At 35.6% G+C, this 24,986-nt stretch carries 23 protein-coding genes; 16 read left to right on the top strand and 7 right to left on the bottom strand.

Annotated features, from left to right (window positions below):
- Position 1: 1 nt before the first annotated feature.
- The 3 genes from CRV04_RS01620 (at position 2) to CRV04_RS01630 (ending at position 2,644) form a co-directional block, all read left to right on the top strand.
- The gene (locus CRV04_RS01620; protein ID WP_128994873.1) at positions 2–679 is read left to right on the top strand and encodes a response regulator transcription factor; all 678 of its coding nucleotides are present in this window, start codon (positions 2–4) and stop codon (positions 677–679) included.
- Positions 680–746: 67 nt separating this feature from the next.
- Complete coding sequence (gene aspA / locus CRV04_RS01625) at positions 747–2,147, top strand: aspartate ammonia-lyase (protein WP_228126432.1); 1,401 nt, start codon at positions 747–749, stop codon at positions 2,145–2,147.
- Between the two features lie 2 nt (positions 2,148–2,149).
- Positions 2,150–2,644: an asparaginase domain-containing protein gene (locus CRV04_RS01630; RefSeq protein WP_128994874.1), complete on the top strand. Its 495-nt coding sequence runs from the start codon at positions 2,150–2,152 to the stop codon at positions 2,642–2,644.
- Here the strand turns inward: CRV04_RS01630 and CRV04_RS01635 are convergent, their stop codons facing one another.
- The 5 genes from CRV04_RS01635 to CRV04_RS01655 all read right to left on the bottom strand — a co-directional run bounded on the left by CRV04_RS01635 (position 2,645) and on the right by CRV04_RS01655 (position 8,096).
- Positions 2,645–3,724: an ABC transporter permease gene (locus tag CRV04_RS01635; protein WP_128994875.1), complete on the bottom strand. Its 1,080-nt coding sequence runs from the start codon at positions 3,722–3,724 to the stop codon at positions 2,645–2,647.
- Positions 3,724–4,833, bottom strand: coding sequence for an ABC transporter permease (locus CRV04_RS01640; RefSeq protein WP_128994876.1), 1,110 nt, complete (start codon positions 4,831–4,833; stop codon positions 3,724–3,726). The genes CRV04_RS01635 and CRV04_RS01640 overlap by 1 nt, the downstream gene beginning before the upstream one ends.
- Positions 4,823–6,520: an ATP-binding cassette domain-containing protein gene (locus tag CRV04_RS01645; RefSeq protein WP_128994877.1), complete on the bottom strand. Its 1,698-nt coding sequence runs from the start codon at positions 6,518–6,520 to the stop codon at positions 4,823–4,825. Before CRV04_RS01645 ends, CRV04_RS01640 begins: the two co-directional genes overlap by 11 nt.
- An 11-nt stretch (positions 6,521–6,531) precedes the next feature.
- The gene (locus CRV04_RS01650; RefSeq protein ID WP_128994878.1) at positions 6,532–7,500 is read right to left on the bottom strand and encodes an HlyD family secretion protein; all 969 of its coding nucleotides are present in this window, start codon (positions 7,498–7,500) and stop codon (positions 6,532–6,534) included.
- Positions 7,501–7,583: 83 nt separating this feature from the next.
- Positions 7,584–8,096 carry a ferritin gene (locus CRV04_RS01655; RefSeq protein ID WP_128994879.1) on the bottom strand — a complete coding sequence of 171 codons (513 nt, stop codon included), beginning with the start codon at positions 8,094–8,096 and terminating at the stop codon, positions 7,584–7,586.
- A 118-nt stretch (positions 8,097–8,214) separates the two neighbouring features.
- Here CRV04_RS01655 and CRV04_RS01660 point away from each other — a divergent pair, with 118 nt between their 5' ends.
- From CRV04_RS01660 to CRV04_RS01705, 10 genes are all read left to right on the top strand, one after another.
- On the top strand, positions 8,215–9,135 hold the full coding sequence (locus CRV04_RS01660) for a manganese-dependent inorganic pyrophosphatase (protein ID WP_128994880.1): 921 nt from the start codon (positions 8,215–8,217) through the stop codon (positions 9,133–9,135).
- Between the two features lie 72 nt (positions 9,136–9,207).
- Positions 9,208–9,975: a sulfite exporter TauE/SafE family protein gene (locus CRV04_RS01665; protein WP_128994881.1), complete on the top strand. Its 768-nt coding sequence runs from the start codon at positions 9,208–9,210 to the stop codon at positions 9,973–9,975.
- A 2-nt stretch (positions 9,976–9,977) separates the two neighbouring features.
- Positions 9,978–10,406, top strand: a complete 429-nt coding sequence (locus CRV04_RS01670) for a GNAT family N-acetyltransferase (protein ID WP_128994882.1) — start codon at positions 9,978–9,980, stop codon at positions 10,404–10,406.
- A 5-nt stretch (positions 10,407–10,411) separates the two neighbouring features.
- The gene (locus tag CRV04_RS01675; RefSeq protein ID WP_128994883.1) at positions 10,412–11,182 is read left to right on the top strand and encodes an AraC family transcriptional regulator; all 771 of its coding nucleotides are present in this window, start codon (positions 10,412–10,414) and stop codon (positions 11,180–11,182) included.
- Positions 11,183–11,413: 231 nt separating this feature from the next.
- Positions 11,414–12,718 carry a 2-isopropylmalate synthase gene (locus CRV04_RS01680; protein ID WP_128994884.1) on the top strand — a complete coding sequence of 435 codons (1,305 nt, stop codon included), beginning with the start codon at positions 11,414–11,416 and terminating at the stop codon, positions 12,716–12,718.
- Between the two features lie 92 nt (positions 12,719–12,810).
- Complete coding sequence (locus CRV04_RS01685; protein WP_128994885.1) at positions 12,811–13,434, top strand: DJ-1/PfpI family protein; 624 nt, start codon at positions 12,811–12,813, stop codon at positions 13,432–13,434.
- A gap of 71 nt (positions 13,435–13,505) precedes the next feature.
- Positions 13,506–14,579, top strand: a complete 1,074-nt coding sequence (locus tag CRV04_RS01690; protein ID WP_128994886.1) for a DNA alkylation repair protein — start codon at positions 13,506–13,508, stop codon at positions 14,577–14,579.
- Positions 14,576–15,043 (top strand): Cys-tRNA(Pro) deacylase, encoded by a 468-nt coding sequence (gene ybaK, locus CRV04_RS01695; protein ID WP_128994887.1) that lies wholly within the window; start codon positions 14,576–14,578, stop codon positions 15,041–15,043. The genes CRV04_RS01690 and ybaK overlap by 4 nt, the downstream gene beginning before the upstream one ends.
- 79 nt (positions 15,044–15,122) lie before the next feature.
- The gene (locus tag CRV04_RS01700) at positions 15,123–15,323 is read left to right on the top strand and encodes a hypothetical protein (RefSeq protein ID WP_128994888.1); all 201 of its coding nucleotides are present in this window, start codon (positions 15,123–15,125) and stop codon (positions 15,321–15,323) included.
- A gap of 95 nt (positions 15,324–15,418) precedes the next feature.
- On the top strand, positions 15,419–18,604 hold the full coding sequence (locus tag CRV04_RS01705; RefSeq protein WP_128994889.1) for an NAD-glutamate dehydrogenase domain-containing protein: 3,186 nt from the start codon (positions 15,419–15,421) through the stop codon (positions 18,602–18,604).
- A gap of 27 nt (positions 18,605–18,631) precedes the next feature.
- Here the strand turns inward: CRV04_RS01705 and CRV04_RS01710 are convergent, their stop codons facing one another.
- The gene (locus CRV04_RS01710; RefSeq protein WP_128994890.1) at positions 18,632–19,351 is read right to left on the bottom strand and encodes a hypothetical protein; all 720 of its coding nucleotides are present in this window, start codon (positions 19,349–19,351) and stop codon (positions 18,632–18,634) included.
- Positions 19,352–19,595: 244 nt separating this feature from the next.
- Here CRV04_RS01710 and CRV04_RS01715 point away from each other — a divergent pair, with 244 nt between their 5' ends.
- Positions 19,596–19,958, top strand: coding sequence for a hypothetical protein (locus CRV04_RS01715; protein WP_128994891.1), 363 nt, complete (start codon positions 19,596–19,598; stop codon positions 19,956–19,958).
- A gap of 64 nt (positions 19,959–20,022) precedes the next feature.
- On the opposite strand, the gene ciaB is transcribed toward CRV04_RS01715, so the two are convergent.
- Positions 20,023–21,921, bottom strand: coding sequence for an invasion protein CiaB (ciaB, locus tag CRV04_RS01720; protein WP_128994892.1), 1,899 nt, complete (start codon positions 21,919–21,921; stop codon positions 20,023–20,025).
- Between the two features lie 167 nt (positions 21,922–22,088).
- Here ciaB and htpG point away from each other — a divergent pair, with 167 nt between their 5' ends.
- Both htpG and CRV04_RS01730 read left to right on the top strand, forming a co-directional pair.
- Positions 22,089–24,002, top strand: coding sequence for a molecular chaperone HtpG (htpG, locus tag CRV04_RS01725; RefSeq protein ID WP_128994893.1), 1,914 nt, complete (start codon positions 22,089–22,091; stop codon positions 24,000–24,002).
- Positions 24,003–24,185: 183 nt separating this feature from the next.
- A complete protein-coding gene (locus CRV04_RS01730; protein ID WP_128994894.1) occupies positions 24,186–24,890 on the top strand; it encodes a hypothetical protein in 705 nt (234 codons plus the stop codon).
- Positions 24,891–24,986: the final 96 nt, after the last annotated feature.

The raw sequence follows: 24,986 nt of genomic DNA on the forward strand, positions 1-24,986 counted from the left end.
GATGAATCAAAATCTACTTGAAGAGCTCAGAAAAGTTCCCATTTTATGTGTTGAAGATGAAGATGGTATCAGAGAAGTGATTGTCAATACTTTGAAGTATTATTTTGATGAAGTGTATGAAGCTTCTAATGCAAAAGATGCATTTGATTTGTATGAGGAGTATAAACCCAAAATCATTTTATCTGATATACAAATGAAAAAAACAAATGGCATCAATTTGGTGCGTCAAATACGAAAGCATGATATGCAAACGACCATTATTATGTTAACCGCTTATTGTAATGAAGAGTATTTGATGGATCTGATTAATCTGAATATCAATCACTATATTTTAAAACCACTCAATCATAAAAAACTCACTGAAGCACTTTTAAAATATGTGCAAAAACACGTCACTCAAAAACTCTCTTTAGCACAAGAGCTTTATTTGGATTTAGCTACTCGATCATTGTTGTATAAAAATGATACTATACCGTTGCGTAAAAGAGAGAAAGAGTTTTTACAACTTCTGTATGAACATAAAAATCAGATTGTTACGTATGCAATCATTGAAGATGAATTATGGGGCGACAAATTTATGACCAATCATGCCTTAAAGTCATTTATTAAAGAGTTAAGAGCTAAATTACCCCTGAATATCATTAAAAATGTACCGCAAGAAGGTTATACCTTGCTATAATACAAAACACACTTTTTACATACTTCAATTAAGTATGATACATAGATAATATTTTAAGGTGAATATAATGGAAAATTATAGAATAGATAAAGATTTTTTAGGTGAAAAAGAGATTGAAGTGAATGCCTATTATGGTATTCAAACATTACGTGCTAAAGAGAATTTTGATATTACACGAACCAGTATATCTTTGTTTCCTAATTTTATTAAATCTCTTGCTAAAGTGAAAAAAGCATGCGCATTGACCAATTATGAATTGGGGGATTTAACCGATCAACAAAAAGATGCGATTGTACAAGCTTGTAATGAGATCATTGATGGTAAGTTTCATGACCAATTTATTGTTGATCCTATTCAAGGAGGGGCAGGTACTTCTACGAATATGAATGTCAATGAAGTCATCACCAACCGAGCTTTAGAGATATTGGGATATCCAAGAAGTGCTTATGATATCATACACCCCAATAACCACGTCAATATGAGCCAGTCAACCAATGATGTCTACCCAACAGCCATTAAGTTGACACTGCATGAATTGATTTATAAACTCAAAGATTCATTACGATATTTACGAGATGCTTTTGATGAAAAAGCCATAGAGTTTAAAGATGTACTAAAAATGGGACGAACTCAACTTCAAGATGCAGTTCCTATGACATTGGGACAAGAGTTCAAAACATTTTCAGTGATGATTGATGAAGATATCTTTCGTCTCAGAGAGGCACAAGCTCTTTTAAAAGAGGTGAATTTAGGTGCAACGGCCATTGGAACAGGGATTAATACTAAACCAGAATATCAAAGAAAAGTGATTAAACACTTACGAGAAGTGACGGGGGTAGATTATCAAAGTGCAGGGGATTTGATTGAAGCAACCCAAGATACAGGAAGTTTTGTACACATCTCAGGTGTTTTAAAACGTGTTGCTATTAAAGTTTCAAAAGTATGCAACGACTTAAGACTGCTTAGTTCAGGACCAAGAGCGGGATTAAATGAAATCAATCTTCCTAAAGTACAACCAGGAAGTTCAATCATGCCTGGAAAAGTCAATCCTGTTATACCTGAAGTTGTCAACCAAGTCGCTTTTGAAGTGATTGGTGCAGACGCCACCATCTCGATTGCGTGTGAAAGTGGTCAGTTGCAGTTAAATGTTTTTGAACCTTTAGTGGCATATAAACTCTTTACTTCCATCAACATGATGCGGCGTTCGTTTTATACTTTGGCTAAAAAGTGTGTTAAAGGGATTACGGCGAATGAAGAGGTGTGTATGGAGTATATCTTAAATTCAGTCACTTTAGTAACGTGCTTAAATCCAATTTTAGGTTATGAGAAGAGCTCGGCCATTGCAAAAGAGGCATTGGCAACCAATAAACGGGTCTATGATATTATTTTAGAACAACAACTCTTTACCAAAGAACAACTTGATGAACTGCTTCACCCAAGAAACATGGTAAGTAATTTTAAAGGATAGAGATGCACGTATCAATCATAAACACAGGCGGTACCTTTAACAAACGATATAACCCCATAAAAGGTCAACTTGAAGTGCCTTTAGACCATAAGGCACTTGAAAAAATTCTTGCATCGACGCATAATGTGGAGTTTGAAATCATAGATGTGGTTTCAAAAGACAGTTTAGACATGACCAATGAAGATCGTTTAACAATATATGAAGCCATTCAAAACTGCTCAAATGAGAAGGTGATTGTCATACATGGTACGGATACCGTTGATTTAACTTCGGCACTGATCAAAGAAAAAAAGTGTGAAAAAACCGTTGTTTTCACAGGAGCAATGGTACCTATGAGTATTGATGAAGTCGAAGCAACCATGAATTTTTCATTGGCTTTAGGGTATTTAAGCCACACTACACAAAAGGGTACTTTTATTGCCATGCATGGCGTGGTGGTTGATTGTTCAAAACTGGTTAAAAACAGAGCGTTAGGACAATTTCTTATTCAAGAGTAACTAGGTTACTTTTTTCTTAAAGAACCACGTTGCAATACTCAATGTAACAACTCCCAAGGCAATCATGGGAAGAATTTCCCATATTGCCACAGCCCATGAAATATCTTTCAAAAAGACCCCTTTTAATAAAATCAGAAAATATTTAAGTGCGATTAAGTCAGTAAAAGGAATCAACCACTCTGGCATATTTTCAACAGGCGTTGCAAATCCCGACATCAATATAGAAGGCACAAGAAGAATAAATGCACCTAAAATACCTTGTTGTTGCGTTGAAGACAAAGAGGAGATAAACAGACCAAATCCCACAATTGAAAAAACAAACGCAATGATTCCTACGATTAAGATGGGAAGTGAACCAATAAAGGGCACCTCAAAAAAAGTAATGGCTGCAATAAAAATAAATGCTGCTTCAATGATGCTGATCATCATAGGTGGAATGGTTTTTCCAATGATTAATACCATTGGACTTATAGGAGCCACGGAGATTTGTTCAAAGGTTCCTAATTCACGTTCGCGTGCAACGGACAAAGAGGTTAAAATCAGTGCAATGATCATTGTCAAACTCCCCACTAAATTGGGTAAAATCCACCAAAAATTATCTAAGTTGGGGTTATACCAATGTCGTACTTCTACACTGTTGTCTTGTTTTGAAAAAGTTTGAGCAATAAGCATTTGTATATACCCCACAGCAATTTGTGCACTGTTGGATCTTCTTCCATCTGCTATGAGTGCGATGCTTTTTTTCCAAGAGGGTGTTTGCAGCGAAAAGTTTTGAGAAATTTCAACGGCCACAAGGATGGTTTGAGTATCCAGTTTGTGTTTTAAATCTTCATTACTTTTTAAAAAGTAGACTTCACTGAAGCGCGGGCTGTATTTCAAACTGCGTATGAGTTCTTGACTTTTTGTTGAGTTGTCATAATCCAACACACCAATGGGGATGTTTTTAACTTCCAGTGTAACTGCAAAAGAGAAGAGAACCAGTTGAATTAAAGGGGGAATGATGATTACGATACGAGAGCGTTTGTCACTCCAAATGGCTAAAAACTCTTTGCGTATGAGAGAGAGTAGTTGCGTCAACATTATTGTAACTTCTTTCGTGTAATCATAAAAATGATTGCAAACATGCTGATACCATACAGAAGCATATAAAGCATATTGGGCCAAATAATCTCGTGAATATTGCCTGAGAGAAAAAGTGTTTGTAGTATGGTAATAAAATATTTCGCAGGAATAAAATGCGTAATAAACTGTAACCAAGGTGGCATACTGCTGATTTGAAAAATAAAACCTGAAAGAATCATGGCGGGTAAAAACCCAATAATCAGTGCCATTTGAGCTGCTACAAATTGATTTTTTGCCAATGTGGATATGAGTAATCCAAGACTCAATGAAGGGATTAAATAGACGCAAGAAGAGAGAACAAGTAAGAAAAAAGAGCCTCGAAAAGGTATCTCAAACCAGCTCAGTGTAATGAACATACAAATCAATAATGAGATTAAACCCAAGATAAAATAGGGCAGAAGTTTACCTAAAAGCAGTTCTAAAATATTAATGGGTGTAGACATGATGGCTTCCATGGTTCCTCTTTCCCACTCTCTTGCAACAACCAAAGCCGTCAATAATGTACCAATAAGTGTTAAAATAATGGCAATGGAACCGGGCAATAAAAAGTAACTGCTCAGCAATGGAGCATTAAACCAATAACGTGTTTGAATATCCAGCAATGTTGGAGAAAATACAATGCCCTCTTTATATAACCACTCTTGCCATACATTGATACCATATTTCATTGCATACCCTGCAATACTGGGTTCTGTTCCATCGGTGATGATTTGTATGCGCGGTTGACCTTTTAAGATATCGACATCAAAGGTTGAAGGAACAATAATCATTGCATGCAGTTTGCCTTCTTGTAGGGCTTTTGTAAAATAGCGACGATCCGTTGCGGTTGTAACATCAAAACTTTCACTGTTGGAAAAAGCATTGACCAAACTGCTTGTATGAGCAGAACTCTTTTCAATAACGATGCCCAATGGGATGTTTTTTGAATCCAAAGAAATGGCATAGCCCATTAAAAAAAGCAACATCAAAGGCAAAATCAGTGCAATGATCAAAGCACTGGGATCACGAATGATTTGTAAACTCTCTTTGATAAAAAGGGCTCGTAAACGTTGCAGACTAAACAGCATCATGTTCCCTTTTAATAAGCTCTATAAAGGCCTCTTCCATGGTTGCATTCTCACCAATTTGTTGAATCAGATTATGAGGAGTATCCAACGCAATGGCTTTGCCTTTATAAATCAACGCAATACGGTCACAATATTCGGCTTCATCCATAAAGTGCGTTGTCACCATGATGGTCATCCCTTTTTGTACCATCGCATAAATATGGTTCCAAAACTCCCGTCGTGTGAGTGGATCAATTCCTGAAGTGGGCTCATCTAAAAATAAAACAGCAGGATCGTGCATCACTGCACATGCCAAAGAGAGTCTTTGTTTATACCCCAAAGGCAGTGTTTTAGAAGCGGTTTTTTTGTATTTATGCAGTTCAAAAATATCCAGCATACGCTCTATTTTTCTCTTTTTTGTCTCTCCTTTAAGCCCATACACCCCTGCAAAGAATTTTAAGTTTTCATAGACTGAAAGATCTCCATATAAAGAGAACTTTTGAGACATGTAACCAATTTTTTGGCGCGCTTTATAGGAGGAAGTTTGTAGACTAAGACTCAGAACTTTTGCTTCACCATGGCTTGGTTTTATGAGTCCACACAACATTTTAAATGTCGTTGATTTTCCTGCGCCATTGGGGCCTAAAAAACCAAAAATCTCTCCTTGATTGATACTGAAGCTGACATCATTGGTTGCCACAAAATCTCCAAACCTTTTTGTGAGGTGATGGGCTTCAATGAGACTGTTTGAAACTCGTTCAAATGAGCCCATTTGTTGAGCCAACAATGAGTGCCCATTGAAATTACCGTTGAGTATATTCATAAACCCATCTTCAAAATTGGCTGACATACTTTCATAATGGCAATGGGGTGCATCGATTCTTTCAAGGGAAGGCAGTAAGGTTTTATGTTCACAAATCAGTTTAATGCTGTTGCCTAAAATCACTCCATCTTTAACGTGCTCATTTTCTAAAGCCAAACGAAGGGTTTTTCTTTTATCTTTTAAATTGCCGATGAGTTTAAAAACCTTTCCATTCATGGTTTCACTCAGTCTTTGAGGTTTGCCTTGAAAAAGCACAGTGCCCTCATTTAAAAGGATAACTTCGTCGCATGCTTGTGCTTCATCTAAATAAGCAGTGCTCCAAACAACCCCAATATCCTCTTCAATGAGTTTGTTGACAATTCCCCATAACTCTCTTCTTGAAATGGGGTCAACCCCGACTCCTGGTTCATCCAGCAATAAGAGTTTGGGTTTTTTAATTAAGGCACATGCCAGTCCTAGTTTTTGTTTCATTCCGCCTGATAAATCTTTAGCTAAAAAAGAGGTGAACTCTTGAAGGTTAATAAACGTAAGCAACTCTTCTATTCTCTGTTTTTGATTGAGTGGATCGATGCCTTGTAAGTTGGCATACAGTTTCATGTTTTCCAAAACCGTTAAATCTTCATAAAGACCAAATTTTTGAGGCATATAGCCAATATTTGCTTGCACTTTAAAAGCCTCTTTGGGTAGAGATGCTTCCAATACAGTAAGGGTACCACTGCTTGGGTCAAGTAAGCCTGTCATCATTCGTATGAGTGTGGTTTTCCCTGCTCCATCGGGTCCCACAATACCTGTGATTTGTCCTTTTTTAATATGAAGGTCAATCTCTTTTAGTGCCAGTGTATCACCAAATGATTTTGTCAGATTATGTGCAGTAACCAAAGACATTCAACACTCTTTTAGAGGTCTTCAAACTCAATGGTTACAGGCATCCCTTGACGGATATATTCATCGGGGTTTTGTAAAATAAGACGTATACGATAGACCAATTGGGTTCGAAGTTCTTGTGTTTGAACATTTTTAGGGGTGAACTCCGCTTGTGCTGAGATAAAACTCACTACCGCTTCGTATGTTTTATTGGGTTGTGTATCTGTGTAGACTTTTGCATGCATATTGGGTTGAATCTTTCCTAAATAGGGTTCATCAATATAACTTCGTATCCAATACTCATCATTCAATGCCATTTCGAACACAGGTGTGCCTTGGGCTACAATAGAACCTTTTTCATAAGCACGTGTTAATACCGTACCGCTGCTTGGTGCAATCAGTGTTGTATCTTCCAGATGAATTTTGGCCTCTTGCAATTGTGCTTTTAAAGCCTCTAATTGAGCTTGCGCAGAGAGGATATCCTCTTGTAAATAACCATTTTTTAGAAGTTGTAAATTGTGTTTGGCATAATCATATTGTGCTTGTGCGCTGTCAAAAACCAATTTATGGTCATCAAATGTCTGTTTAGAAATGGAGGCGGTTTTTAAAAGTTGTTTGTATCTGTTTAAATCTTTGTTTGCTTTTTTAAGTTCTACTTCGGCTTTATCGAAGTTTGCTTGTGCTTTTTGAATATCTTCTACTCGATATCCATTTTTCAGTTTTCTAACTTGGGCTTCTTGCATTTTAACTTCCGCTTGAATCTGGTTGAGTGCTTGTATATAGAGTGCATCATCGAGTTTGGCAAGCGGTTCATTTGCTTTAACGCTCTCTCCTTCATCAAAAAAAAGTTCAGAGATTTTTCCTGAAACACGAAAACCCAATGAGACGGTTCTTAAATCAACGTTACCGTAAAACTGTTTTTGTTCACTCTGGTTGTTGAAACATCCGGATAAAAAAAGTGAGAGGATAAGGGGCAGTAAGCCAAGTGCATATTTCGACATCGTTTCTCCTGTCTTGTAAAAAACGATTATAGCAAAAGTGAGATTATTTTAGCGACAGACAAAGTCATTGAGACTCTGTGTGTTTAAGCTTTTGAAGTTGGGTCTACAAATGTTCTTGTCGCTAACTCTTTGTCGATGGTATACAGACCATAACCATTATCTCCCACAAGTTTAATGTGGTCAATAATCTCACTGACAGTGGCTTCTTCTTCTACTTGTTCGGTCACATACCATTGCAGTAAGTTATACGTTGCATGGTCTTTCTCTTTCATGGCAATATCAGAGATGTCATTTAAGTTTTGTGTCATGAATTGCTCATGAGCCAATGATTTTTCAAAGACATTTAAAAGTGAATCAAACTCCACAGCCACTGCTTCAATGGCTGGAAGTTGAAGTTCCACACTTTGGTCTTCAAGGTATTTAAAAAGTTTCATACCATGAGCAATCTCTTCTTGGTATTGCACTAAAAACCAGTTTGATGCTCCATTAAAACCCTCTTTTGAACAGTATGCACTCATACCTAAATAGATATATGCTGAGTGAAACTCTCTGTTAAGTTGCTCGATTAACGCTTTTTGAATTGTTGCTTGAATCATACTCTCTCCTTTAGTAACTATTTTCCATTATATCACGAATTGTTTAATATTATAATTTAAATCATCCCTAACTAAAGTTTGGTTACAATTGCGCAAAAAAGATAATAGGAAAGATTTTATGGCTATTTATACATGTGGACACACAACGCCAGATTCAGACTCAATTTGTTCTGCAATCTCTTTGGCATATTTACTTAATAAAATAGGACGTGAAGCAACGCCTGCACGACAAGGAGAGGTAAATCCAGAGACTCAATTTATTTTAGACAGATTTGGATTTACAGCACCTGAACTGAAAACATCGTTTGCAGGTGAAGAGATTTTTATCACTGATTATTCTGACAGAGGTCAAGCACCAAAAGATATCGATGAAGCAACCATCGTGGGAATTGTTGACCACCATAAGTTAGGTGACTTAACTACCTCTGCTCCTTTAGAGTGTTGGATTCGACCAGTAGGGTGTACAAACACAATTGTAAAAGAGATGTATGATTATCATAAAGTAGAAATTCCAAAAGAGATTGCTGGAATCATGATGTGTGCTATTTTAAGTGACACCGTAATTTTTAAATCTCCAACATGTACAGACCTTGATATTAAAGTGGTACGTGAATTAGCACAAATTGCTGGAATAGAAGATTTTGGTGCATTGGGAATGGAGATGTTCAAAGTCAAATCTGCTGTAGAGGGTGTGCCTGTACGAGAGTTGATTTTACGAGACTATAAACCTTTTGATATGCACGGAAGTAAAGTGGGAATTGGTCAACTTGAAGTGGTGGATTTAACTATTTTTGATGCAGTCAAAGATGAACTTCAAGCAGACTTAGACAAACTTCGAGAAGAAGAGGGGCTTCATACAGCCGCACTTCTTTTAACAGACATCATGAAAGAGGGCTCTGAAGTATTGGTTTCAAGCAGTGATGCATCAATCTTTGAAAAAGCATTTGATAAAAAACTTGAAAACGGTAAAGTGTGGATTGACGGTTGTCTTTCACGAAAAAAACAGATTATCCCTTTCTTAGAACCTGCATTTGCATAATTAAAAAGAGAGCTTACAACAAGCTCTCTTGACTCTTTTTTATAGATACTATTTTAATTTTAAGGCTGCCATATGGATTTTGGAGCAGACATCTCGTTATTGTGGATTACTGTTTTTGTACTCACTGGTTTTTTTGCAGGATATATTGACGCTATTGCTGGTGGTGGAGGTATGATACAAGTACCGATGCTTCTTTTTAGTGGGATTGCTCCCATACATGTATTGGCTTCTAATAAAGTGGCAAGTGTCGTAGGCGTACTCATGGCAACCATCAAATATGCATGGAGTAAAAAAATCAATTATAAAGTCGTAGCAGTTGCTATCATTCCATGTTTGATTGCTTCGTATATTGGAACCAAACTGGTGATGTATCTCTCTGAAGAGACCATACAGTGGATGATTCTTATAGCCATTCCTATTGCGATGCTGTTTTTGTTTAAAAAGAGTAAAACGATTGTCGAAGTTCACCGAGAAAAAAGTAAAAAAAATATCATCTTAGCTACTGCACCCATTGGCTTTTATGATGGGTTACTAGGACCTGGTACAGGTACGTATATGACGATTTCCATGAAGAAGTTTTTACAGCTGGATTACCTCATGGCCACGGCTTCCACAAAGCCACTGAACTTTGCAACCAATGTGGGGTCTGTGATTGCGTTTGTACTTGCGGGGAAAGTGTTATGGTTAGTGGCTATTCCTATGGGATTAGCTAATGTTTTGGGTTCGTATGTGGGAAGTCATTATGCCATCAAAGGTGGGGAAGCTTTTATTAAAAAAGTACTTGTGTTTGTACTTGTTTTAATGTTGGTGGGAAATATAATTAAAATAGTAGTGAGTTAATTATGATTACAAAAATAGAAGAGTTTGAATATCAAAAAGTTGCAGAGGTTTGGGAAGCATCCGTTCGAGCAACACACACTTTTTTAAGTGAAGCAGACATTGCTTTTTTTAAACCAAAGATTTTAGATGAGTATTTATATGCCGTGGATTTATTGGCTTATCGAGATGCATCTGAAGAGATTATAGGTTTTATTGGTATTCATGAGGGGAAAATAGAGATGTTGTTTGCTCATCCCAAACATTTTAAACAAGGCATTGGAAGAATCTTAACTCAATATGTCATACAAAATCATTGCGTCAATGAAGTGGATGTGAATGAGCAAAACCCAAAGGCTTTAGAGTTTTATAAGCATATGGGCTTTAAAGTCATCTCCCGAAGTGATACAGATGGTTTAGGTAAACCTTTTCCTCTGTTACACATGAGGTTATAAGCCGCATGAGTATTCAAGTATTTAAAGACAGTCGCCTGCCTTTTGTAGAACTCAGATATCTAAAGGTCATACCAGAGTGTACTAAAATGCATCTGCACGATGAAGTGACCATAACAGCGGTTGAAGTAGGGGAGTTAAATATCATATTCAATGATGAGAACTACCACTTAACGCCAAATGAAATCATGATTATCAATCAAAACATCTCTCACTGTGCGACGCTAAACGATACGGATTCAAAAGGGTGCTTTGTTTTATATCTGGATACAGCATATTTAAAAGAGTTGGCTTTAGAGTTTAAAGCACCTTATGCTGTTCAAACACAAAGCGGTTTTATAACATTGTGTAAAACACTCTTAAGTCAACAACACAGTATGATTGAAAAACAAGAAGAGACGCTGTTGTTTTGTATGGAGAGTTTTGCTCAATGTGATACCACAAGTAGTGAAGAGCGTATGGATGAAACGGTCTTTCAAATTAAAGCCTATTTGGATGAACACTATTTAGAAGATATTGATTTACCAAGCATTGCACAACAGTTTGATATCACGGAGATTCACTGTATACGTCTTTTTAAAAACAGATTTGGTATTCCTGTGCATTCGTATGTTTTAAATAAACGTGTTCATCATGCTAAAGCACTTTTAAATCAAAATATTCCCATTGTTGAAGTGGCGTTACAAAGTGGGTTTTTTGACCAAAGCCATTTAAATCGAAGCTTCAAACGTATCTTTCAAATGACGCCTAAACAGTTTCAAAAAAATCTTTTATCATAAATGTTAATTTTGTACAAGATTTTATTTCCCTTTTTTGATTACAATGTTGAAAATTTAATCAAAGGAGCATAGTATGCGCAAACAAACCTATTCAATTATTTCTCAATATAACCCTCTTTTTGCTTCACTGCTTCTTCTGTCTCTCTAATATTTCTTTTTATTAATTTATCAATTCATTTATGTTTATGACACGGCGTCATCTAATTTATTATATTTTTCATGGAGAAAAAAATGCAATTTAAAAAATACAGACCCTATGAGAGGGTAGAGAACATTCAACGAGATTGGCCCAATAATCACATCACACAAGCTCCTATTTATTGTAGTGTGGACTTACGTGATGGTAACCAAGCATTGGTCAATCCTTTAGGAATAGAACAGAAGTTAGAGTATTTTAATACCTTAGTGAAAATGGGCTTTAAACAAATAGAAGTAAGTTACCCCAGTGCCAGTGAGACAGACTTTGGGTTTACACGTATGTTAATAGAAGACAACTTGGTTCCAGATGATGTGGCGATACAAATATTAATCCCTGCAAAAAAAGAGTGGATTAAAAGAAGCGTAGAAGCAATGCAAGGAGTGAAAAACGGTATTTTTCATTTATACAATCCCACCAATGAGTTTCAACGAAGAGTGGTATTCAATAAAAGTGATGAGGAAATCATGAATATGGCTGTTGAGTCCATGCAATACTTAGTGGAGTTAACACAAGAGTTCCAAGGCAATGTGACCTATCAATACTCTCCAGAGAGTTTTTCGCAAACGCAATTGGATTTTGCATTGACCATTTGTAACAAAGTCATAGATGTCGTCAATCCAACGACCGATAAAAAAATGATCATCAACTTGCCCAATACCTTAGAAGCCTGCACCGCCAATGTGTATGCAGACAGAATAGAGTGGATGAGTAAACGTTTAAATAAAAGAGAAGCCGTTATTTTAAGTGTGCATCCTCACAATGACAGAGGAACGTCAGTGGCTTCTGCTGAACTTGCAGTTTTAGCGGGGGCTCAAAAAGTAGAAGGCACTTTATTTGGTAATGGAGAGCGAGCAGGCAACTTAGACGTGGTGAATTTTGCGTTTAATATATACTCTCAAGGAGTGGATCCAAAGTTGGATTTATCGATGATTGATGAGGTCAAAGCGATGTATGAAAAACAGACTCAATTACAAGTACATCCACGACACCCTTTTGTAGGTGATATGATATTTACTGCTTTTAGTGGTGGACATCAAGATGCGATTAAAAAAGGACTTGATTACTACAGAAAAGAGCACTGTCAAGAGTGGAATGTACCGTACTTACCCATTGATCCCAAAGATATTAAAAGAGGGTATGAAAAGGTCATACGTGTCAATTCTCAATCAGGAAAAGGGGGCGTGGCGTTTATCATCAGTGAGTTTTTAGGTGAAGAGTTGAGCAAAGAAGAAGCAATTGCTTTTGGTCACATGGTCAAACAAAAAAGTGATGAAGTGCAAAGAGAGTTAAGCAAAGAGGAGATTATAGCCTTATATCAAAACAGCAATCGAGTTTAAATCCTAAAGGGAATATGAGGTCAAGCCGCCAAAAAATAACATAAGAGAAAAAATTAGCTATAATCTTTTACTAAAAAAATAAAAGAGAGCAGATGCAAAAACAAGTAGGAATATTAATCTTTGAAAATATTGAGGTTTTAGATTTTTGTGGACCTTTTGAAGTTTTAAGTGTGGTACGTTTGGATGAGAAGAAACGTATGCAGACAAACTCTCCTTTTGATGTGAAACTCATTGCACTCACAAAAGAGGTGGTGATTACAAAAGGTGGCATGAAAGTGATACCTGATTTTGATATTCATGATTGCCCACCGCTTGACATATTGATTGTGCCAGGAGGAATGGGAACACGCACATTGATGTACAATGAAGAGATATTGAACTTTGTACGTGCCAAAGCAAAAGAGGTTGAACTCTTAACTTCAGTGTGTACGGGTTCACTTATTCTCGCCAATGCACAACTCTTAGATGGTGTAGAAGCCACAACTCATTGGAAGAGTCTCAATCGTATGAAAGAGGAGTTTCCTCATGTAATGGTGTGTATGGATAAACACTTTGTCGAGGATGGCAATGTCATTTCATCTGCGGGTATTTCTGCAGGGATTGATATGGCATTGTATATTTTAAAACGTTATTTTGGTGAAGAGGTTGCACGAAGTACAGCACAACATATGGAGTATCCATATTTAGAAGTGAACCAAAGAAAAGTTGTTTTATAAAAGTTTGCATTTTGTCATGTTTTTTATATTAAGTAGAAAAATAACCTATACTTTCATTAAAAAGAGAGAGAATGGCTGAAGCACTTAAAGAGGTTTATACACATCAATACATTAAAAACTTAGCATCTAAAGTAGAAGAACAATACGATGCTTTTAACACCGAAGCCTTTATTCATGAAATTTTCAATGAAACATGGAAAGACATGGAGTTAAAGATGCGTATGCGACATATTGCAATTATCCTTAATGAATATTTACCTTTGCCTTATAAAGAACAACTTGAAGTTTTAAAACCAGCCTCCCAACACTTTGTCTCTTTTGAGGCGATGTTCTTTCAAGATTTTGTTGAATTGTATGGTCTGGATAACTTTGAAGACTCCATGAAAGCTTTGGAAGTTTTCACCTATGAATCAAGCAGTGAGTTTGCCATACGACAATTTATTTTAAAGTATGAAGAACAGACTTTGCATCAAATGAAACTGTGGGCACAAAACCCTTGCGAACACTTAAGACGACTTGCATCTGAAGGGTGTCGACCAAGACTGCCTTGGGCCATTGCTTTGAATGCATTTAAAAAAGACCCCACAAAAGTGCTTGAAATCATTGAACTGCTTAAAAATGATGAGAGCACATATGTGCAAAAGAGTGTGGCCAATAACCTCAATGATATCTCAAAAGATAATCCCCAAGTTGTCATAGAATTTGTTAAAAACAACCTTGGAAAACATAAAAACCTTGATTGGATTTGTAAACATGGCAGTCGAACTTTGTTAAAACAAGGAGATGAGCAAATACTGAAACTCTTTGGTTACAGACAAGCTTCTCATGTAAAGATAAAAGAGTTTACACATGATGAGGTCGTAGTAAATGAAGGAGAGTTAAACTTCAAATTTACACTGCAAAGCATTCAATCTTTAGGAAATTTACGAGTAGAATATGCTATATACTATCTCAAAGCCAATCAAACACACAATAAAAAAATGTTCATGCTCTCTCAAAACAGCATCAAGGTGAATGAAAAAACCTTTGAAAAAAAGCAGAGTTTTAAAAACATGACCACTCGCAAGCACTACAGTGGAAAACACTACATTGCTTTGTATGTAAATGGCGAAGAGATGATAAAAAAGGAGTTTGAACTGTTATGACACCTGCAGTGAATTTATTGAAAAAAAACAAATGCAGTTACAAACTGCATAAATATGAGCACGACCCTGCCATAACAGACTTTGGAAATGAAGCGGTCGAAAAACTGAAGCTTGATGCTAAGCAAGTATTTAAAACTTTGCTTGTGGAACTGACACCTAAAGAGTTGGTGGTGTGTGTTATACCTGTGGCAAACATGCTCAGTCTCAAAGAGGTGGCAAACGTTTTTAAAGCAAAAAAAGCGGTGATGGCCAACAAAGAGGAAGCTCAAAAAGTAACAGGCTATTTATTGGGTGGTATCTCTCCTTTGGGACAGAAAAAAAAGTTGCGTACAGTTATCGATGAAACGGCCATGAATTTTTCTGTTATGTACATCAGTGGAGGTAAAAGAGGGTTGGATATTGAACTCTCTGCTAAAACCTTACTAAGCTTGACCAATGCAAGCATTGGATTAATTACAGCATAAGATTTTTATATAATTTTTTATAATATTAGCTTTTAATTTTTATTGCTCTATAGTAGGGCATATTATAAAGGAGTTGATCATGAAAAAAGAAGCGTTTGACGACGAATTGAGTATGGATAAAATTGACGATTATAATGAAACACCGCCTGAAAAAAAGAAGACACTTATCAAAGTGATCATTGCTATTTTAGCTGTGGCAGTGGTTCTTGGTGGATTAAAATATTACTACAGTGATGATGACTATATCGGTACACAGGAGCATCCAGGTATTCGCAGATAAAATATGTTAAAAAAATGTCATATTGTTGTGAATATTAAAATTAGTTTATGGTTTTGTGTGTATAATTTCTTTAATTACTATTTTAAAGGATACTCATGGAAGCTTCACAATTTGATTCGATATGTTCCCAATTATTAACAAAAGAAGACCTGCAAGTTTCAAAAGAGTTGGTTCAACGCATTGAAAATGAGAGCATAGTTACAGAGATTGTTTATAAAGGCAAGCAGTCATATATTAAAATCTACGCGCTTAAAGAGTTGTACCTCTCTTCAATTATTCCTATATTGCACAATTTTGGCTTTGAAATCATCGATGAAATCACATATAACATTCCCAATAAAAAAGAGTTGATTTACATCACTCGATTTAATTTGAATTTAGCTGAAAAAGATAAATTGGACAGTTCTAAAGAGAATGTGGAGTTTGTCATCACCGATGCACTTAAATATGAGTTTATCAAGCGCACCAAACTCTTTTCACTGGTGTATAAACAAAATCTCTCTTTACGAAGTATTACCCTTTTAAGTGCCATTATTGAGTATTTAGATCAAGCGGTTATTTCACTCAACACCGAAGCCATTATCAATACTTTAACCTGTCATGATGAGATTGCAAATCAATTTGTGGATTATTTTCATATAAAATTTAACCCCAAAGCGACCAAAAGAGAGAAACAACTGTTAGATTTAGAGGCTAAAATAGAAGAGAACATTAAAAATGTACCCAATATTTTGGACGATAAAATCCTAAAACTCACTTACGCACTTCTTCAAGCACTTATAAGAACAAACTTCTATTTTGACAAAGAGTCCATTGCTTTTAAAATTGATTCGAAGAAATTTTCTGAGAACTTAAAAGGGCTACAACCAAATATTGAGTCATTTGTCTATCACCACAACTTCTATGGATTGCACTTACGTATGACCAATATCAGTCGTGGTGGTTTGCGTTGGTCTGATCGACACGACGATTATCGACAAGAGATTAAATCACTCATGATCACACAAGAGGGTAAAAACTCAATTATCATTCCAAGTGGGGCTAAAGGTGGATTTGTGATTAACAAACCAACCCCTGAAGTGAGCAAAGAGTTTTTCGAAGAGGTGTATCGAAACTTTATCAATAACCTCTTAGATCTTGTGGATAATATGAAAAACGGTGAGATTGTTCGTGATAAAAGAATTGTTGCTTATGATGGAGATGACGCATATTTTGTTGTTGCAGCAGACAAAGGAACTGCAGCCATGAGTGACGTGGCAAACTCGATTGCCATTGAACGAGACTATTGGTTAGGGGATGCCTTTGCCAGTGGTGGAAGCAATGGATTTGGACATAAAGATTTAGGTATCACGGCACGTGGTGCGATTATGTCGACCAAACGATTCTTCATTGAAGAGGGCATTGATATTTATAAAGACCCTATTTCAGTGGTTGGAATTGGTTCAATGAATGGAGATGTTTTTGGGAATGGATTGATTGAATCAAAAGCATTTAAATTGGTTGCTGCTATTGGTCACAAAGATATTTTTATTGACCCGGAACCAGATTTAGAAAAAAGTTATGAAGAGCGAAAACGACTCTTTTTCTCTGGCAATGGAGGGTGGTCAAATTATGACACCAAGCTCATTTCAAAAGGGGGAGGTGTATTCTTACGAGCAACCAAAGAGATTGAACTCTCTGAAGAGATTAAAAAACTCATAGGTACAGCTAAAAAGAGCATGAGTGGGGAGGAGTTATGTCGAAAACTGCTCACCATGAAAGTGGATCTTCTTTTTAACGGTGGTGTGGGTACGTATGTAAAAAGCAGTGAAGAGAGTAATTTGGATTTAGGAGACAAGCAAAATGAAGCGGTGCGTGTGGATGCGAGCGATTTAAAAGCACGAATCGTAAGTGAAGGTGGAAACTTAGGGTTTACTCAAAAAGCACGTATTGAGTATGCTATGCGTGGCGGGAAAATCAATATTGATGGTATTGATAATGCAGGTGGAGTGAACACCTCTGACCATGAAGTCAACTTAAAAATTTTATTGAATACCATTCAAGGTAAAGGCATCATTTGTGCAGATGAAAACAAAACCATTCTCTCTGGTTTAACCGAACAAGTGGTCAATTTGGTGTTATGGAACAACTATGAACAAGCCTTAACCATCTCACGAGACGAAGAGCTTTCACAACGATATTTAAGCAGCTTCCAAGATGCAATTCAAGTACTTGAAGACAATGTGGTTTCATTTAACCGACACGACTTTTTTATTCCTAAAAATGAGAATATTCATGAAATCATCAATAAAAACGGTTCCATTGTTCGACCGATTTTATGTAACTTGCTTTCATACAGTAAAATTTTCATGAAAGCATTGTTGTTGGAGTCAAAATTTATTGATGAAGCTTTTCCTACTCAATATCTTTATAAATATTTCCCAAAATCATTTGTGGGAGCGTACGAACATGAGATTACCTCTCACCCATTAAAACGAGAAATTATTGCTACTAAAATTGCGGATATTGTCTTAAACTCTCAAGGGATTACCTTTATTTGTGATTATGACAAATTAGGCTTTGATAAGTTCATTTTGAAAATCAAGTCTTACTTGATTGCAAGTAATCTGTTCAGTTCACGAGACTTGCGATTTGATGTTTACCGAAACGATTATAAGCTTGCCGTTGAAGATCAGTATAATTTACTTAATGAGTTAGAACATACTCTTAATTTTACGACCAAATGGATGGTGAAATACTCTAAAGAGTATCAAATTGAAGCAAGCCATATTTTGGATCATAAAGATGAACTTTTTGAAATTTTAGGTGAAATGAGCAAATCAAGTTACATTGAAATCATTGCAAATAAAGAGTATTTTAACTTGTTCTATGGTGTGATTGATTACTTGAATTTTGCCATTGCCGCCATTATGATAAAAGAGAAATCACTGCACTCATTCAGAGATGTTATCATTGTTTTTTATTCATTGATTCGAGAGTTTAAAATCTTAGAGTTGATTGATGCACTTAATCAAATCAAAATTGCTGACAACAGTGAAGCGGTGCTTAAACGACAAATTCTTAAATTTATAGAGTTTATTGTGGTGCATTATACAGAAGAGATTCTCAAATTCAAACGTGTGAATGAGACACCTGAAGCTGCATTTGAAAACTACTTAAGCAATGAAGAGGATCTGTTTAATATGATTAAAGTACAAATCAATGAATTCATGGCCCAAGAGAAACGTTCACTTCAAGAGATTACGATTACTGTTAATCAAATGTTAGTGGCATTGATATAAGCTATCTTGTGGATTTCTCCACAAGAGTTAGCTTTGAAGCTGGTTGATGAAATCTTCTGTAGGGTAGTTGTGTATGGGTTGTGTTAGCAGTGGATTATAGGATGCTTCTTTTTGGCTCTGTTTCTCTTTTAAAACAGTGTTGTAGCTTGATTCAAACAACTCCTTGAACTTACTTAACATTGTAACATTCTTATCATTGCTTGAAGCACTGCGTTCTAAAAGTGCATCCATACGATTCATTATATCTTCATATGAAGATAAATCACTCGTATTGTTTAAAATCGCATTCCCCTTTTCATCGACACCCTTAAAAATCATGGACATGATATTAAAGTTGTTTTTGTTATCAGATTGTGTTAAAGCATCCAAGAGTGCTTGTTGCTCATCTTCACCTAATATTGAGGGAGAGGAAGTCACCGTATTGGGACTGTTTTCAACCAGACCGTTATCATTGATATCTCTTTTTTCACTAAAATGCATTAAAAGATTGTAGGCGGCTTCTTTATTTAAAGACTCTACATTGATATCTTTTCCTACCATGGAGTAGTTTTTAAGCGTAAGAAGTTCTTCATCACTTAAGGTCTTCAGAAAATCTTTGCTTGAGTCAGGAGTGACTTTTTCGCTTTGCGCTTTTTTATATATCGCTTCAAAAGATTCATCATATGGCGATGTCCTGTTATTTATCACATCAACAGAATTCGTCTCTTCTAATGTAACCAGCTCTGATACATTATTAGAAATAGTCATACTTGTCTCCTTATTACTACAACTATATTATAAAATAATCACTGTTCTAAACACAATAAAGGATAGGGAATGATAGAACTTTTTTATAAAAAATAACGAAAAAAAAGCGAAGATTAAGAAAGTGAAATAAGATGAGAGTGACTCTTAACTTATTAAATATGATGGAATTGATTATTAAATAAACAAATAACACCACACACTCTTAATGGTTTGTGATATACTAACGCAAAAAAAGGGAAGAAGCATGGGTTTTTTTGATATCAGTATCAGTGAACAATCAAAAGATGCAAAAGAGTGCATCAACCAATTAAAAGAACGCATTGAACCGTACAGCAAAGAGCTTGTAGAGAGCAAATACTCAATGGAGTTCATGCACTTTAAACCCAAAGGCTCTTTAGTGAACTATAATCTCAAAGTAGAAAACACCAAACAAAATATTTTTATAGAGGGAGAACTTCAAAATACACTGTTGATTACGATTTTAATCATTTTGTCTATTTTATTGACGTATGGTTTGGGTGTGATTGTGATTGTAGGGTATGTCTATTATCAAAAACGTACCGTGACACACTTCTTAAAAGCACTTATTGCAAATAAAAGCAGTTAAACTCTTTTAAGAACTTCAAGTCATAGCCTTGCCTATAAAAAGTAGGCAGACTATGTATTCATTTTTAGATATCTTTGATATAGTTGCTTTTTTTATCTTGCGTATCCAACTCTTGACCGATGGCTTTGTATCGTTCAAAGTAGTGCGTTACAAAGTTATAAATGGTAGGGTTCACGGGCATAAAATATTTGCCCTCTTTTTTAGCATACTGATTTAAAAACTCTGACGCATCTTTTTTGTTTAAGTAGTGCAGTGCTAAAGCTTGATAAGTATTGATGTACCACTTTTTAAGTGCTTCATAACGCTCAGGGCTTAAATCGATGTTGAGTTGCTCATTTTCCCAAGAAAGTACTCTGCTTTCAAAAAGACCTGTTAAGTGAATGATTCCTTCACAATAGTAAGGTTGTACTTCATCTACTTCCATCCAACCCATAAGCCCAACTGCACGTTTAACCGTATCTATTAAAACTTGTTCAGAAAGCTCACTCTCACTGTTTCCAATAAAGAATGAGACCAGTCCACCTGTGGTGGCTTTAAACTCTTCGATGTTTTTAAAGTTCCCTGTTTTGTTCATGACTGATTCGGTCTCATCATCGCACCATAAAATGTGCCCGTACTCATGACCAATCGTGGTGATGTCATAGACTTGGTGCCACTTTTTCTCTTCTTGGAACAGGAACGTTCGGTCTTTACTTAAGAATTCTTGACCAAAAATCTCTTGTGAGAGTTTTAAAAAGGGTTTGGCACGAGAAGTTTGTAAAATTTCATCTGAAAAGGCAAAGATTTTTTTCCCTTCTTCAAGTGATACGATTTCATCATTGGGTACGACTTGTGCTGAAAACAATCCATTAAACTCTGCTCCAAAAAACAGAGCAGGTCGCCCAATATAGAGTTGCACTTTATCCAAACTCTTCATAGAAAAGTCAAAGACACTTTTGTGCTCTTTGTAGTTGGGGTTGTTAAAATCAAGTGAGTGAAACATGGTGGTGAACATGTTTTTCATCTTCTCTACTCGTTGTGCATTTTTCTCAAACTTAGGATTACTAAGCCTTATATCCCACTCTAAAGCCACCGCTTTTCTAAAGTGGTCTTCGTAGTACTCTAATGGGTGTCCAATTTGAATAGGGGTTTTGATTTTCATCCACGCTCGATCCACGTTTGCCCACTGTTCAACCAACTTATTGGGTTCATCTTCGCTGAAGGCTTTTATTAAACTTTGAATATACAACACATAATCCCACTTTTGACCATAAATCTCATCTTCAAGCTCTATAAGTCTGTCTGCAAAGGTTTCAAGTGCATTCACCACAGCAGTGGTTTGCTCTTTAAATGCTTTAATATAAGCTTCACTTTTATGGCTTCCATCGTTTTGTTCAACCAAAGCAGAGTAACTTCTATCAGCTGTTTGTCCGTTGTGTCCTAAATCAAAGAGTTCATTCTCTTCTAAGTAAGCATAGACTTTGGCTTCATCGCCATCAAACTGCTCTAAAAGAGCTTTGTTAATACCATTGATGATATGCCCCGTCCATGCACTTTGCCATGAACTCATGCAAAGTCCCACTTCATACACGCCCTCAAATACGGCTTGGTAAAATGGTGTTAAAAGATTGTTGCCTTTGATAAAATCAAAGACCAAGGCTTGGTGCTTGTCGTGCCAGAAATCTCGTACAAAACCATACGCTTTTTCTTGAAGTTCAATCACCTCTTTTTCATTTTTGCCCATCTTTTTAAGCACTTGCACCAGTGAGTCATCTCGTAAGTTTACAAGTCGAGTAATCAGTGCTAAGCGTAAGTTATCATCTATGTTTTCAAGTTGCAGGTGTTGTGCAAAGCTTTCAATGAGTTCAAGCTTATCGTAGGCTTTGTCTTCTAATGCAGTGATATAACCATTGATTTCATTTTTCTGGTCATCTAAATAGGTATAAATTTTACTGATATCATCTAAAAATTGTGTTTCATTCATTTATTGTCCTTTAATTGTCTCTTCTATTCTAACTAAAAACTGCTATTCTTTTCTTAAATTAGCACTGTAATATTAAAAGTGCTAAAATTTTAAAAAACTTTAGCCAAGTTTTATAAAGTTGTGATAAAATTTTACCACACAATTAAAAAAAATAATAGGAGAAATTTATGGCCAAACATCAATTTCAAACAGAAGTTGGACAACTTTTACACTTAATGACGCACTCGTTGTATTCAAACAAAGAGATTTTTATACGGGAACTTGTATCAAATGCAAGTGATGCGATTGATAAACTGAACTATTTAAAACTGACCGACGACAAAATTAAAGCGGCACTTCCAGAAGATTGGAGTGGAGAGATCAACATCGCTTTTGATGAAGCAGACAACTCTATTACCATCCGAGATAACGGTATTGGTATGAACGAAGAGGATTTAATCGCTTCGATTGGTACCATTGCAAAATCAGGAACAAAATCATTTATTGATAACTTAACAGGAGATGCAAAAAAAGACTCAAACCTTATTGGACAGTTTGGGGTTGGGTTTTACTCTGTATTTATGGTTGCAAGCAATGTGGATGTGATTTCAAAAAAAGCAGGCGAAGAGACTGCATACAAATGGTCAAGTACTGGAACAGGTGAGTTTGACTTGGGACCTTGTACAAAAGAGGATATTGGTACGATTATCTATATCAAACTCAAAGATGAAGAGGGAAGTGAGTTTGTCAGCAAACACCGAATTAAAAACATCATCGCTAAATACTCAAACCACATTGCCTATCCAATTTTCTTGAACTACAGTGAAGAAGTAACGGAAGAGTTAAGCGAAGAAGATAAAAAAGCAGGAAAAGAGCCTAAAAAAACAACGGAAAAACGACACGAGAAAATCAATGAAGCAACCGCTCTTTGGACTCAGCCAAAAGCGAAACTCAAAAAAGAGGAGTACAACGATTTTTATAAATCTATCTCTCATGATTCACAAGACCCAATGCTTACAATCCATACAAAAGCTGAAGGGGTGAGTGAGTACACCACACTTTTCTATGTACCAAAAACGGCACCAATGGACATGTACCGAGCAGACTATCAACCTGGAGTGAAACTCTATGTTAAAAGAGTATTTATAACCGATGATGAAAAAGAGTTACTTCCTACCTACTTAAGATTTGTACGAGGGATCATTGACTCTGAAGATTTACCACTGAACGTTTCAAGAGAGATTTTACAAGAAAACAGAATCTTAGCCAACATTAAACAAAGCTCTGTGAAGAAAATCTTAGCTGAGATTAAAAAGCTTTCTAAAGATGAAGAGAAGTACAAAGAGTTTATTGAGCAGTATAACCGACCATTAAAAGAGGGTGCTTACCAAGACTTTACAAACAAAGAGGCACTTTTAGAGCTGATTCGATTTAAATCATCTAAGACTGAATTGGGTGAAATGACCTCATTGGCAAAATATAAAGAGAATGCTGACAGTGAACAAAAAGCGATTTATTATATCATTGGTGAAAATGAAAAAGTACTTCGAAACTCACCACTTTTAGAAGCGTATAAGAAAAATGAGATTGAAGTTCTTATTTTAGATGACAAAGAGATTGATGAAATCATCACGCCAATGTATGGGGCATACCAAGAGTGGGAGTTCAAAGACATCACTTCTTGTGAAGCGCCAAAAGTAGAGCAAAGTGAAGAAGAGAAAAAAGAGGTTGAAGAGAAGTTTGAATCAATCACCACTAAAATCAAAGATATTTTAGGTGAAGCGGTAAGTGATGTACGAATTACAAACCGACTCTCTGAATCTCCATCTTGTGTGGTGAAAGATGCAGGCGATGCACAAATGGCTCAAATGATGCAAATGATGAGAGCAATGGGACAAAGCATGCCAGAATCTGCACCAATTTTAGAAATCAACCCTGAACATGATATTGTGAAGAAACTCAATGGTTGTGCAGATGATGCGATGATTGATGATGTTTCGTGGGTGTTGTTAGACCAAGCGAAGCTTTCTGAAGGGATGGAAATCACTGACGCAGTGTCGTTTGCACAACGTCTTACTCGTATCACTAGCAAGGCATTGTAAAAGTATTATTTACATAAACCTTCTTCGTTGAAAGGAAAATTTACTCAGTCATTTACGACGAGTAAACTCCTTTCATAAATTTCCCTTCCGCCTTGAATCTTCATATAACTAATACTTTTTCTAACTTATAATCTTTTAGAAATTTTTTAATAAAATTTGATATAGTCATACAAAAGGAAAAATATGGAAACTAATAGGTTTATTGATAGATATTTTGAAAGTGAAGCAATTTTATTAAAAGTTGAATATTCAGAGAAAAAAAATTTAACTACTTTTATGACATATTTAGAAAACTTACATTCTGTTGGGGATAAGTTAAGAGATAAATTTAATTGTAAAATTAATCATATACCAGAATTTGTTATTTTAAAGATAATAAGAAATTATTTTCATCATATAGAGGATATTGAAGAATATTCAATGTTTGTAGAGTTTGAAGAGTGGGGAATTTATCAAAGTGGTATACATTTAATAATTTCTATGAAGGATTTTGCTAAATCTATAAAAAATTTTATTGACAATAATGGTAGTAAAAAATATGTTCAAAAACAAATAGAATTAATCTGTGAATTTATTGAAAATGATATTATTGATAAAGTTGATGAACTTACAAATTTACCAAAAATTTCAATAGATGGTAAAGTATATGAGCTTGGTATTGATATATTTAAATATGTTTATAATATATCAAATATTATTGCTGATAAATGTAGAGAAATTGAAGATTTGAAAAACAAGGATTGTATTATAAACCTTGATAAAACATATACTAGTTATTATAATATACCTAAAAGAGATTTTGTATGTATACCAGAAAATATTCCACTAATGACAACAGAGGGGATTATTTTTCCAAAAGATGAAAAGAGTATTAGATTAGTTGATTAGAAATCAAAAGAAGTCTATAATTTAGATGGATATAATATCTGAAATGAAAATTTTTATTCAGAAAAAGAAAGTCAAGCGATAAGCGGTAACTTTTCA

This window comes from Candidatus Marinarcus aquaticus (assembly GCF_004116335.1).
GTDB classification, from domain to species: domain Bacteria; phylum Campylobacterota; class Campylobacteria; order Campylobacterales; family Arcobacteraceae; genus Marinarcus; species Marinarcus aquaticus.